The 13,083-nt window shown below is 37.7% G+C and carries 9 protein-coding genes; 6 read left to right on the plus strand and 3 right to left on the minus strand.

Annotated features, from left to right (window positions below):
• Positions 1–29 precede the first annotated feature (29 nt).
• On the minus strand, positions 30–1,379 hold the full coding sequence (locus LVD15_RS26645) for a tetratricopeptide repeat protein (RefSeq protein WP_233778233.1): 1,350 nt from the start codon (positions 1,377–1,379) through the stop codon (positions 30–32).
• Positions 1,380–1,814: 435 nt separating this feature from the next.
• Positions 1,815–2,321 carry a hypothetical protein gene (locus LVD15_RS26650; RefSeq protein ID WP_233778234.1) on the minus strand — a complete coding sequence of 169 codons (507 nt, stop codon included), beginning with the start codon at positions 2,319–2,321 and terminating at the stop codon, positions 1,815–1,817.
• 35 nt (positions 2,322–2,356) lie between these two features.
• On the opposite strand from LVD15_RS26650, the gene LVD15_RS26655 reads away from it, so the two are divergent.
• The 6 genes from LVD15_RS26655 (at position 2,357) to LVD15_RS26680 (ending at position 9,860) form a co-directional block, all read left to right on the plus strand.
• Entirely contained in the window at positions 2,357–3,619 is a 1,263-nt protein-coding gene (locus tag LVD15_RS26655) for an OprO/OprP family phosphate-selective porin (RefSeq protein ID WP_233778235.1), read from the plus strand.
• 168 nt (positions 3,620–3,787) lie between these two features.
• Positions 3,788–4,153, plus strand: coding sequence for a DUF1801 domain-containing protein (locus LVD15_RS26660; protein ID WP_233778236.1), 366 nt, complete (start codon positions 3,788–3,790; stop codon positions 4,151–4,153).
• A gap of 168 nt (positions 4,154–4,321) precedes the next feature.
• On the plus strand, positions 4,322–5,833 hold the full coding sequence (locus tag LVD15_RS26665; RefSeq protein ID WP_233778237.1) for a family 43 glycosylhydrolase: 1,512 nt from the start codon (positions 4,322–4,324) through the stop codon (positions 5,831–5,833).
• A 222-nt stretch (positions 5,834–6,055) separates the two neighbouring features.
• Positions 6,056–8,470 carry a TonB-dependent receptor gene (locus LVD15_RS26670; protein WP_233778238.1) on the plus strand — a complete coding sequence of 805 codons (2,415 nt, stop codon included), beginning with the start codon at positions 6,056–6,058 and terminating at the stop codon, positions 8,468–8,470.
• Positions 8,471–8,476: 6 nt separating this feature from the next.
• Complete coding sequence (locus LVD15_RS26675; RefSeq protein ID WP_233778239.1) at positions 8,477–9,292, plus strand: DUF4625 domain-containing protein; 816 nt, start codon at positions 8,477–8,479, stop codon at positions 9,290–9,292.
• Positions 9,293–9,365: 73 nt separating this feature from the next.
• The gene (locus tag LVD15_RS26680) at positions 9,366–9,860 is read left to right on the plus strand and encodes a DUF4625 domain-containing protein (protein ID WP_233778240.1); all 495 of its coding nucleotides are present in this window, start codon (positions 9,366–9,368) and stop codon (positions 9,858–9,860) included.
• 41 nt (positions 9,861–9,901) lie between these two features.
• Here LVD15_RS26680 and LVD15_RS26685 read toward each other — a convergent pair whose 3' ends face one another.
• Positions 9,902–13,045, minus strand: coding sequence for a PAS domain S-box protein (locus LVD15_RS26685; RefSeq protein WP_233778241.1), 3,144 nt, complete (start codon positions 13,043–13,045; stop codon positions 9,902–9,904).
• Positions 13,046–13,083: the final 38 nt, after the last annotated feature.

Genomic DNA, 13,083 nt, shown 5'->3' on the forward strand with positions numbered 1-13,083 from the left:
CCATTTTTTATATGCTATTCGACCATTAATTAATCTTCATTAAATAGGTCTCTTACTTTTTGTATTCTCCCTTCATATATAAGCTTTTTTCTTCTCATATAGATAGTGGTACCTAAAAGAACCATAATAAATACCGCGATACAAGCACTTGCGGTTTTTATAATAGTAGATCGCTCACTATCAATTTTTGCTTGCTTCACCTCTCTGTAATGAATTTCTATTTCTTTATCTAGAAGCACTTGCAATTTTTTAAAATCAAGTTGCCCAGCCAATTCTTCCTTAAGTGCTGATTGTTGCTTTCTCAAATCTTCTACCCTAAATACATCATCAAACGCCACTTTCCCGTTTTTATCAGCAAGTGCACGTTGTGACTTAGATATTAAATCAAGGGTATTGGCAAAGTATTCATTAATGACACCTTTATCTGCCACTTCAATCGCCTGATTAAACACCTTAACCGCTTCTTGATGTTTTCCTTGTAATTGGTAAAACTCTCCTTCTATATTCAGCCTTTGAATTAAACGAGTATCATCAATAGACAAATTTCTTTCCAAAACATGTGCTTTTGACAACCAATCCTCTGACTTAGTGAAGTCTCCTTTTAAATTCAAAGCATTAGCTATATTGATATAAATAGAATGCTTTTGAAGATCAGAAACATCTTTAACTGATAATGCTTCAGTATAACTGTTTAATGCTTTATCATACTCCTTTTGCGCAAAATAAACATTTCCAACTTTACTGTAGAAGAAAGTTAACTCTTCATTATCGCCTTGAGACTTCTTTACAGTATTAATTCCATTATTAAAAAACTTTAAGGCCTCACTCCGCTGCCCATCCCTCAAATAGCAGGTACCCATATTGGCTAGTGTACGAGACAAGTATTTCCAATCTTTTGCCTCACTATATATGCCTACAGCTTTTTCGTAATAAGGTAATGCTTGAGAATAACCTTCAATATTTTTAAATAAAATCCCGATCTCATTAAGAGCATCTGCTGTTCTTAATAAATCTCCTGATTTTTGAAACAATTCCGACGCTCTTAAAAAGTGGACAATAGCTATTTCATACTTTCTTTCATTTCTCAATATCGCACCTTTTGAAAGCTCATAACGACCTTGATAAGAAGGATTATCCTCAGAGACTGCTAATACAGATAATTTATCTAAGTAATCATTCGCTATTTCAGGATTTTTATATTTTGAATCCTTAAATAATCTATAGTAGATTTCCATTCGAGCTGCTGGGTTTAAATCGTCGTTTAACAGAAGTAAACTTAATGCTTGAGCATCGTTAGGAAGCTCTTCAGGAGCAGTATCCTCACTTTCATTTATACAGGAAAAAAAGAACATACAAATCACTACACTGAGTATATTCATCCTTAAGAATGTTATTAGAATCTTCATTAGGTAAAGGTTAGGTTGCTTTCAATAAATCAGTATTATTTGCCCACTTGTTAATGAATCCCGAACTCAACCACCTCTTTCCGAGTTTGAAAGATCATGATCAGCCGGATCAGTTGGCAGTTCTTTTTTATTAATATCCTCATAAGGATCACTGCATGATGTTAGAGTAAAAAAGCCTGCTATTATAATTATGAATGATACTATCCTTATAATTTTCATACGAGTAGAATTATTTATTGAATATTCCGATGCTAAATATATTAATTAATAATTAAAGTTGGAACTCTTAAATTAAGAGCGGCTTATTATTGATGTAACTAAACACCGTATTTTAAACATTTCTAGCGCAACATCCATCTTGCTACATCTATAGCAAGCAGAAATTATCACTGCTTACATTTTAATGCTTTAAAATTTTGGGTTACACGCCAAACAAAGCCTATAAATAAAATCACTTTCTAATTTCAATGTCCTATGCCTATTTTTCTCCTTTTCAAATAGAACCATATACTCTAGATCCTTTTCAATATTATTTTCCTCATCATAATTAGCATAGCTATTAATAATACCCTTAACCTCTTCTTCTGATGAAGATTTTAAACTCATTGAGATTTCAGATTTAATGCCTATTTTAAATTCCTCAAAAGCTATAAAAACATTATCTCCTTTATACCCAATAGAAATAATGACCGCAGTTTTACCTTTAGGCATAAGCATCTCTCTTTGTTCATCATTGCCCACATAAAATAGACCTCCACTTTTAGTATTGAGACGATATAAGCTTTTAATGGAAGTATAAACCACATAAGAATGAAGCATGTCATATTTTTCTACATTTTGCACTTGAACCTCTAAGCCTTGATATCCCCATTGCTTTGCTGTAACCCCTTCGCAGCATACCTCACTAACATCCATTAATGTTAAGCTATTATTTCTTATATGTTTATTTAATGTTAAATAACGCTAATATTTATATTTTTGCAGATTTAATGGTTAGTGAAGATTCTATGAGGGGTATTATTCCACGAATATTTTTTTATTTATTATTCTTGTCATCCGGCATTTTAAAGGCTCAAAACATTCAAAATGACTCCACTGAAAATAAGCAGTGGCAAATCAATTATGGATCTAAGGGCGTTCAGTTAAGATCTCCTGATAACTCCTATCTGCTTCAGATACAAGGTCGATTACAATTTCGCTTTGCTACGCCTAGCGATAATGATCCTGTTACTTTTAATGATTTTGCGAGCAATAACACCTCTGCATTTAAAATAAACCGTGCTCGCCTTAAAGTGGGTGGCCATGCCTATAAACCCTGGCTAAAATACTATTGGGAATATGAACTAGGCCGCTCTAATCTGCTCGATTTCAGAATAATGGTAGAACGTTGGAAATGGTTTAACGTTAAAATTGGTCAATGGAAAGTGGAATTCAACAGAGAACGGAGAATAAGTAGTGGCGTACAGCAGATGGTAGATCGCTCTATTCTGAACAGAGCCTTTACCGTTGATCGACAGCAAGGAGTAGAAATATACGGTCGCTTAGATGGCCCCAGTGTAGCAGACTTCAATTACTGGGCTGGTATATTTACGGGCACAGGCAGAGGCACACAAGAAAATGACGACAAAAACCTGATGTACTTTGGCAGACTGCAATGGAATGTAACTGGAGAGAACCTGGGATTTAAAAGCAGTGACCTTTCAATTCATAAAACCCCCGAAGCTATAATAGCACTATCTGCCGTAACTAACAGAAGTGGCTACACCCGCTTCTCCTCTTCAGGAGGAGGCTATTTACAAGGATTTGAAAACGGACAAGCAGGTCAATACAGAATTAACCAGATAAATCTGGAAACTGCGTTTGTCTACAATGGATTTAGTTGGCAATCCGAGCTTCACAACAAAGAGATCATTGACAAAATAAACAAAAATACCACTACTCTAAGAGGCTTCTATCTGCAAGCAGGTTACCTTGCTCATCAGTCGATACACTGGTGGCCCGAACCTTTAGAAATCGCCTTTAGATACTCTAATTACAGTCCTGACACTGACCTAGACAATAACCTGGAAGAGGCATCAGTGGCTATGAACTGGTTTTTCACCGGACATAGAAATAAGCTATCTATGGAAGTATCACAGTTTGATATACAAACCAGTGACTATCAAACAGCTGATGAACTAAGATTTAGAGTGCAATGGGACTTTTCATTTTAAACTAGATACCATTTAATTTATAGTTGGAAATTCATCAGACCATCATAATTCATATAACACTGACAATCAATAGATTTACATCGAACATTTAGTGACTAATTAGCGTTCATTGGTTACTTATAGGCCAAAGGCAGTCTATAAATAACTAAACCTAATTATACCTAAATCATGCCTCAAGAGATTATTCAGAGTTTCTACCTCAGTCTGGAAGAGCCTAATAAGAGCTGCTTAATGACTTTAAGAGACCTCATTTTAGAACAAGACCCGAATATTTTTGAAACTATAAAATACGGAATGCCTTGCTTCTGCTACGGCAAAAAGGCGTTTTGTTACTTATGGAAAGATAAAAAAACAGAAGAGCCATATATACTTATGGTTGAAGGCAAACTACTGAAACATGCTGTTTTAGAACAGGGAAACCGATCTAGAATGAAAATTCTAAGGGTAAACCCTACAGATGATATTCCTATAAAAACAATAACCAAAGTCTTAAATGACGCTTTAGATCTTTATCGAAATGGAATTATAAAGTAAAAGGGTAAGCTTTCTTCACTATTCTCATTCAAACCATCATCGTAAGGGACTACGTGTATTTAATAAACAAAAGGTGCCCCTATTATCAACAAAGAATACCACGCATCAAATATCAAGTTTATCATTTTTTTAATACACTTGTTACATAACTGAATTTATAATAAACGCATGAAAACAAATATTCTACTGTTACTGATTTGGCTGACCTCTATATCCTGCATGGCGCAGTATCAGGTTAATGCCGACCAACTGGAAAAAGGCTATTACATGAACCCCATTTTTCCTGGAGACTATCCTGACCCCAGCATTTTGGTGGATGGAAAGGATTATTACATTGTACACTCATCATTCGAATACTACCCAGGCCTGCTCATATGGCATTCTACTGACTTGATTAATTGGACTCCGCTGACCCATGCCTTAAAAACATATGTGGGCTCCGTTTGGGCTCCTGACATGGTTAAATATGAAGGTAAGTATTACATCTACTTCCCGGCAAGTAATACCAATTATGTAGTCTATGCCGATAATATAGAAGGGCCTTGGAGCGAACCTATTGAACTGGATATTGAAAGCATTGACCCAGGCCATATTACTGATGACGAAGGCAATCGATATCTATATTTTAGCAATGGCTCCTACGTGCCGCTCTCAAAAGATGGACTCAAAGTTACCGGGGAACTTACTCACAGCTATGATGGATGGAAAATACCGAGAGAATGGTCTATCGAGTGTTTTTGTATGGAAGGTCCAAAATTATTTAAAAGAGGCGATTATTACTATCTAACCGTAGCTGAAGGTGGTACTGCAGGACCTGCTACCGGCCACATGGTTATTTCTGCCAGATCTAAATCTCCACTTGGCCCTTGGGAAAATTCTCCTTATAACCCCATTACCCGAGCACAGTCAAACGATGAACATTGGGCTTCTGTAGCTCATGCCACTCCTTTTGAAGATGCTTATGGAAAATGGTGGATGATATACCACGGCTATGAAAATGGATTTTATAATATGGGGAGACAGACCTTCCTCATGCCTTTAGAATGGACTAATGACGGATGGTACAAACTGCCGGATGATGCTTCTCTAAGCAAACCTGTAAAAATGCCCGAAGGCAAGCATCCTAAAAAAACCTATTCTTTAAATGACTCTTTCGATGGTAAAACATTGAATCCGGCATGGAGATTTTTTGAAGAGTACAACACTGACCGCTTTGAATTAACTGATGAAAATTTAATAGTAGAGGGAAAAGGAGAAGGTGTAGCCAACAGCTCCCCAATTCTACTTATGCCTTCTCATCATGCTTATACTGCAGATATTGAACTAGAAGTAGAAGGTGATGCAGTTGGTGGACTAATACTGTTCTACAACAAACAAGCGTTCTCAGGTATTTTAGCTGATAGTAAGAATATACTTACCAACTTACGCGGCTGGCAGTTTGTAACCGAAAAAGATGTTATTAAAAGAAAAGTATGGCTTCGACTAAAAGCCGTTAACAATACAGTAGACATGTATTACAGTCTAGATGGCAAGAACTGGACTAAAACAGAAAACTCAGCTGAAGTTTCCGGGCTTCATCATAATGTACTTAGTGGTTTTATGGCTTTAAGAATAGGTCTTGTTTCTATGGGTAAAGGCAAAGTCATATTCAAAGACTTTAAGTATACTCCCATAAAATAACATTACATATTAAATCCTGGCCACAGTCAAAGGTGGCCAGGTAATCCTCTCTCCTCCCCAATCACACCAATCTCCAGTAACTGATTACCGACTAGAATAGTACCCACTTCTTAAATGCAACAATAATTCATTTGCAATTTTATTGCATTTAAAAACTCCCTTATGTATCCTTGCACCCTATTGCAACTATATTGCATATAAATAAAAGATGCGTTTCCCTACATGAGAGGTATAATATTTAAATCTGTTTACATCACATTATTCAATACACTTTGCCTTTATGGATTTTCATCTGCACAGGAAAAAGTAATAAGAGGCCAAGTGCTCAACCTTGATAACGAGGTGTTAGAAGGTGCTAGTATTATGCTGACTCCTGGCAACGTCATTACTATTGCGGATGAAAAAGGCAACTTTATTATCCCACTAAAAGCCAACAAGTCATATACCATTACTATATCATACATAGGCTACATTTCGAAAGAAATAGCTGTTTCTCATCAAGATACCTCTAATCCGCTAAAGATACAGCTACACCCATCTCTACAAGAGCTTGAGGAAGTAACTATACACACTAACCCGGATAAACTAGCCAAAAAAGAAGAAGCATTAAATGTAGAAATTGTCAATAAAGAATTTATTAGAAAAAATCTGGGTGGCAGCCTTATGCAATCTCTAGAACGAATACCAGGGGTGAGCAGCATAGGCATCGGCTCTGGCCAATCCAAACCACTGATCAGAGGGCTTGGTTTCAACCGAGTATCTGTAATAGACAAAGGCATAAAACATGAAGCCCAGCAGTGGGGTGCAGATCACGGCTTAGAAATAGACCAATTTGGAGCTTCTAAAATCAAAATACTAAAAGGCCCTGCTTCATTTATATATGGCTCAGATGCCATTGGCGGGGTAATAGACATACTGCCTCCACCCGCTCCCAATAAAAACTCCCTTGGTGGAGCTGTAGACATTATCGGCAAAAGCAACAACAATTTATTAGGGGGCTCTTTCAACTTATACGGAAGAGGCAATTCCTTATTTTTTAATACGCGTGTTACTCATCAAAATTACGGAGACTATAAAGTGCCCACAGAAAGTGTTAGTGTATACAATGCCCCCGTACGCCTCCACAATAATGAAGTCAGAAATACTGCTGGCAGAGAAACCAGCCTCCATTTGGATGTTGGCTTGATAAAAGATGATTTAAAATCTACCTTTTACATCACCAATACCCATAGCAAGAGCGGATTTTTTGCCAACGCTCATGGGCTGGAACCTCGCCAGGTAGACACAGAACTACACGACCACTCCAGCCGGGACATTCACCATCCTTTTCAGGAAGTGAATCATTTCAAAATCATTAATGCTAGTGAATTTACATGGTCTACTAATCATAAACTAATAACAGAACTAGGGTATCAAAATAATTTACGAGAAGAACTAAGCAACTATGTTACCCATGGCTACATGCCAGCTGCCTATCCTGAAAATTTAGATATCCCTGAAGATCAGGAAAGGAAATTTAAAAAAGACATTTTCTCTGCCAATGTTCGTAACCTATTTTGGCTAGGCAAGCATAATTTAACAATAGGCATTAATTCATCCTTTCAAGATAATAAAATTGGTGGATGGGGCTTTCTTATTCCATCATTTCAACAGCTTACGGCCGGAAGTTATATTTATGACAAATATGAAATCAACAAAAAATGGCTCCTTCATGCTGCTATCAGGTGGGACTATGGCAAAGTGAAAATAGAGGAGTACTATGATTGGTTTGAATCTAATAACACTGAAAGTAACTCAGAATCCATATTCATTCAACGCTCCAGTAATCAATCCAGGGACTTCAATAATATGTCATGGTCTGCAGGAGTCAATTATAACCATGATCAACTTAATTTAAAGCTAAATATCGGAAAAAGCTTTCGTATGCCAATAGCCAAAGAATTAGGTGCTAATGGCGTAAACTATCATTATTACAGTTATGAAAGAGGCGATATAGATTTAGACCCTGAGCAGTCATATCAGGCAGACCTGGGCGTTACCTGGTCAGCACCTAGCTGGACGATCGAAGCTACACCGTTCTTCAACTATTTTCAAAATTATATCTATCTCAACCCTACCTCAGAGCATGACTATCTCTATGGAGCAGGGAATCAAGTATTTGAATACACCCAAAGTAAAGTAATGCGCTACGGCGGGGAGCTATCTGCACAATGGAATTTTCATAAATCATTAAGCACTGAAGTAACCGGTGAATATGTTTATGCCCAGCAGCTTAACGGAGAGAAAAAAGGGTTCTCGCTCCCCTTCTCACCTGCACCGTCAGCAATTTTTTCTATATCCTGGTCGCCAGCCCTAAAAAAGCTCAACGAAACTTCATTTTCCATTGACTACCGAGTTACCGCCAGACAAAACCGGATAGTACCTCCAGAAAAAGAAACTCCTGGCTCACAGGTTATCCATATCAGAGCCAGCACCAGTATCCAAATAAGAGAGCAGCCTTTACATATCAGTTTGCAGGCGCATAACCTTTTGAACACTAAATATTTCAATCATACCAGCTTTTATAGGCTTATAGATATGCCTGAAGCCGGACGAAACATAATTCTATCAGTGAACATACCTTTTACAATTAAATAAATTAAAATGATGAACAAACAACTATTATTACGAGCAAGATTAGTTCTCGTAGCTTTAGTATGCTTTAGTACTTTTATGGCTTGTAGCGATGATGACGATGAAACACCATCTCTACCAGCACCTACTATTACGGATTTTGAATATGGAGCAGGCAGTGATCACTCCACTGACCCAGTAGCTTATAAGGGCTCAGATCTACATATGGAAGCTAGTATTGAGGCAGAGGCTACTGTACAAAGCATTACTTTAACTATTCATGGTCATGACTTAGAGCTAGCCGATGGTGAAGAAGAATGGGACTTAGAACAAGTTTTTACAGATGAAAAATACTTAGTAAAAAACCCTTCTTTTCATGAGCATATCGATATCCCTGCCAACATTCCTGCAGGAGAATATCATATTACATTGCTTGTTACCGATGAAGCCGGACAAACTGCTGAATCTGAAGGACACCTTGAAATAATGGATGGTGATGCCTCTACTGGAGAAATCAGCTATAGCGATCTTTCTATTGATGAAACAGTAGTAAGAGGCACTGATCTACATGCAGAATTTATGATAGATGCTCATCATGGTATCCATCATATCATTGTAGATATCCACGGACATGACCTTACTGTAGGTGCAGGAGAAGAAGAATGGCATTTTGAGCAGGAGTTTGAAGACGGTTATCATGGAGAATCAGAAGTTGAATTTCATGAGCATATAGACGTGCCAGCCAATGCGCCTGTAGGAGAATACCATGCGACCTTCATTATTGAAGACGAAGAAGGCAATGAACTGGAATTTGAATCACATATTGAAGTTGTTGCTGCTTCGTGATTTGAACTACCGGTTTATCAGAGAGCTCCATTAAGCGAGCTCTCTTGATCATTATTTAATAAACAGTAAAGACATGAAATTTAAAACAACATATTACTTCCTTCATTTCTTATTCATTCTTTTCGCCACAATTATACTATTGACCGGTTGTTCTGATGATGAAGAATCTCTAGACACGGAGTATCCTGTAATAGATGAGACTTTTGCAGCTAATTACCCGCAGCAGTGCAGCGAAATAAAAAAAGGAGAAAGCTTTACTTTTATAGCTCACTTCACTGACAACCAAGAGCTTGGCTCATACAGCATAGATATACATCATAATTTTGATCATCACAACCATAGCACAGAAGTGAATGATTGCAACATGGATCCAATAAAAACCCCTGAAAACCCATTCTTATTTATCAATAATTTCTCCATTCCTGAAGGCCAAAGAGAATACACGGCTGAAATGAGTATTGATGTGCCAGCAGATGTAGATAATGGAGATTATCATTTCCTAATTATGCTCACTGACCATGAAGGATGGCAAACCATTAAAGGAATAAGCTTTAAAATAATAGATTAATCCACTTATTAACAAGGAGATGGCACTTATCCGCCATTTCCTTATTCATTTCTATTTGGAATTATAAATTCCACCTCTGTATAGCTACCCTCCACAGAATCTATTTTCACCTCTCCCTGCAAGGTGTGAATTATTTCTTTCACAATATACAAACCCAAACCAGATCCTTTAGAACTGGTAGTGCCTCTACTAAACATATCAAATACCTGATCTTTGAACTGCTGACCTATACCCTTACCATTATCTCTAAAACTCATACTTATCTGTTGGTTACTAACATGAGCTCTGATCATCAGCTGAGACACCATCTTTTCCTGATCCTGATAAAGAATAGCATTATCTATAATATTAGTAATTACTGTCTTCAATCTATTCAAGTCACTCACCACGGCACAGTCTTCTATTAAATCAATGTCAATCTCCAGATTTTCGGCATTAGGTAAACTTTGCAATTCATTAATAACATTCTCTATCACTTGCCTTAAGTCTATTACACCCTTTCTAATGGCAGAACTACTATTATAAGAGAAGTCTATAATATCTTTAATATAATCATCCAGTTTAAGGATCGACTGCCTAATTTTATCAAGATAAATAGAAAAAGAGTTCGTAGTTACATCCCTCTCTGCCAGGTTAACCAAGCCGAGCACAGAAGTTAGTGGCCCCCGCAGATCATGTGATGATTTATAAACAAACTGATCTAGTTCATTCTTAGCCTTAATGATTTGCTCATTACTCAAAAGCAACCGCTGATTCACCTGTTTAATAGGCTCAATATTGATTAACTTTACAGCCACCCCAAACACATTCTGTTCATTATCTTTTGCCAATGCAGCATTTAGTAACCACCACTCTGAGCCTCCATGCTCTGCAGGAAGGTAGACCTCTTCTTTTATATCCTCCCCTTCTAACACTACTTCTAACCAACGCTTACCCTGCTCCTCATACTCTTTTCCTATTCTACGCCATATAGGCACTCCCTCTTCTAACGGTCCATGCCACACATTTTGAGCAAGGGTATTTGCTACCGGATTAAAACTTAAAACATTTCCTGCAAGATCTAAGAGTAAGTGCGCATCAGAGGTATTATTAAAGAAAGCCTTGAGTTTCATCTCCGAGGCTATCAACTCCTTCTCTGCTTTTCTACGCTCTGAAATATCTATACCTACCCCAATAAGACATGGCTCATTTTGATAGATAATGCGCCACCCATTGAAATAATAGGGTATCTTTTTCCCATTCTTCAATAAAAAATTAGACTCTGCTTCCGCATAGCCTTTAGTAAATACCTCGCCAACCTTTTGCATTACCATGTCCCTATCTGCTCCTTCTTCGAACAAATCTACAGCTGTGATTTCTTTCATTTCTTCAGAACTATAGCCTGTTACATGAGTAAAATTATCATTCCACCTTAAAAATTGACCTTTCTTATTGTATAGGTAAAAAATCCCTGGAAGATTATTAATGATGCTATCTGACAACTCCTTTTCCAGAGTAATCTTCTGACGGGCAAGCTTCTGCTCTGTAACATCCTTCACGCTTCCTTCCAGCATTACGAGTTTCCCTTCCTGATAAATACCATGAACATTAACCTGGACCCACACTTTATCTCCACTTTTTTTATTAGCCCTTAACTCCAGTCCCTTTACAGAAATGTTCTTGTGCAAGCTTTGCAAGAGCTTATCACGATTTTCCTGGTCACTATATAAATCACGGCCAATATCATTTACCTGATCCAGCATATCATCAGGCGAATCATAACCCAGCATTTCAGCCAGGGCAGGGTTAGCGGCCATAAGCCTGCCATCAGGCGTAGATTGGAAAATTCCATCTTGAGAATTTTCGAATATTTGACGGTAATTCTCTTCTGCCCTCTTTAAAGACTCTATTTGCTCTACTCTTTTTGTAATATCTAATATAGTACCTTGATAACGGCTAATAGTACCATCTTCATTATACATGACACTCATCTGAGGCAAAAGATAGCGCAGAGACAGCATATCAGGGTTGGTACGCATCAACCTCTCTTCCAGCGGCTTACCTGACTTCATCCGCTCTTCATTCTCAAATAATATGTACCTATCTTCGGGGTGAAATCGTTGAATCCAATCATCAAAGGGTGGCGGCTCTGTCATTTCAGGGTCATAGCCCAATAAACGAAACATTTGCTTAGACCAGTGCCTGCGACCATCTGCAGTAAGGTACCAACTGCCCAGCTTAACCTGCATTTCGGCTCGCTCCAAATTTTCTCTCGCCTCTACAATCTGAGCCTGAGCTCTATTATGAGCACTAATATCCCTTATAAATCCACAGAAATAGAATGAACTCTCATCTTCTACAGGTACTACTATCAATTCTATATCAATCTCTCCCGCCTCTTTTGTCAGAGCTTCTACCTCTACCCTCCTTCGTAATATAGGTCCGTTTCCTGTTTTCTTGTAATGCTTAAACCCCTCCAAGTGACTATTTCTATACCTTTGAGGTATTATGGTCTCAACCATTGATTTTCCTAAAACCTCATCGGATTGCCATCCAAACACCTTTTCAGCCTGCTCATTCCAAAAAGTAATATTACCTTCCACATCCATACATACTATGGAATCTAACGATGAGTTTAATATTTGCAGAAAAGGAGAAGTATATCTGGATGAGGTCTGTTTATCTTCTACCCCTGAATTAAATGTATAAGGAGAGAGTCGTTTTAATTCCAAAATATTTAATACCTGCTGAGTAAGAACCCGCAGCCCATCTGCCTGATCTTCCGTTACGCGATCTCCCTCGCCCCCCATCACACATAAGCCGCCTAAGGCTACCCCGTCTTTAGATTTTACAGGACACCCGGCTACATATGAAACATCCACAAACTGCTCTAGCCATTGGCTATATTTAAAGCGTTGATCTTCATGAATAGAGAAAAGCTCCGTAAAGCCATCTTCAAGCATAATATGGGTCAGTGGCGAATCATTAAGTAAGCTATACTTTCCTAAAAGGCCATAACTAGCCTTATGCCAATGCCGGTTCTCACCAGCAAAATAAAGTAGTATCTTAAATTTCTTTAGAAACTGCCGAGTTAAATGAATAATATCAGACAGCATAGGATCAGGATAAGGATTGAGCACCCCATATTCCCTCAATTTATGTAATCGTTTTTCTTCTAAAGCTCTGTACTCGTTTCCCGCTTTCATAAAGTGCTAACCTATTCACTCACAAACCGTTCAAGAAT

Origin of the sequence: Fulvivirga maritima (genome assembly GCF_021389955.1) — a bacterium.
GTDB classification, from domain to species: Bacteria; Bacteroidota; Bacteroidia; order Cytophagales; family Cyclobacteriaceae; genus Fulvivirga; species Fulvivirga maritima.

Bases quoted from the DNA above. Each gene is read 5' to 3' on its own strand.
- LVD15_RS26680 (WP_233778240.1), top strand. From the start codon at position 9,366: ATGAAATTTAAAACAACATATTACTTCCTTCATTTCTTATTCATTCTT.
- LVD15_RS26665 (WP_233778237.1), top strand. From the start codon at position 4,322: ATGAAAACAAATATTCTACTGTTACTGATTTGGCTGACCTCTATATCC.
- LVD15_RS26675 (WP_233778239.1), top strand. From the start codon at position 8,477: ATGATGAACAAACAACTATTATTACGAGCAAGATTAGTTCTCGTAGCT.
- LVD15_RS26645 (WP_233778233.1), bottom strand. From the start codon at position 1,379: ATGAATATACTCAGTGTAGTGATTTGTATGTTCTTTTTTTCCTGTATA.
- LVD15_RS26650 (WP_233778234.1), bottom strand. From the start codon at position 2,321: ATGGATGTTAGTGAGGTATGCTGCGAAGGGGTTACAGCAAAGCAATGG.
- LVD15_RS26685 (WP_233778241.1), bottom strand. From the start codon at position 13,045: ATGAAAGCGGGAAACGAGTACAGAGCTTTAGAAGAAAAACGATTACAT.
- LVD15_RS26660 (WP_233778236.1), top strand. From the start codon at position 3,788: ATGCCTCAAGAGATTATTCAGAGTTTCTACCTCAGTCTGGAAGAGCCT.
- LVD15_RS26655 (WP_233778235.1), top strand. From the start codon at position 2,357: ATGTTAAATAACGCTAATATTTATATTTTTGCAGATTTAATGGTTAGT.
- LVD15_RS26670 (WP_233778238.1), top strand. From the start codon at position 6,056: ATGAGAGGTATAATATTTAAATCTGTTTACATCACATTATTCAATACA.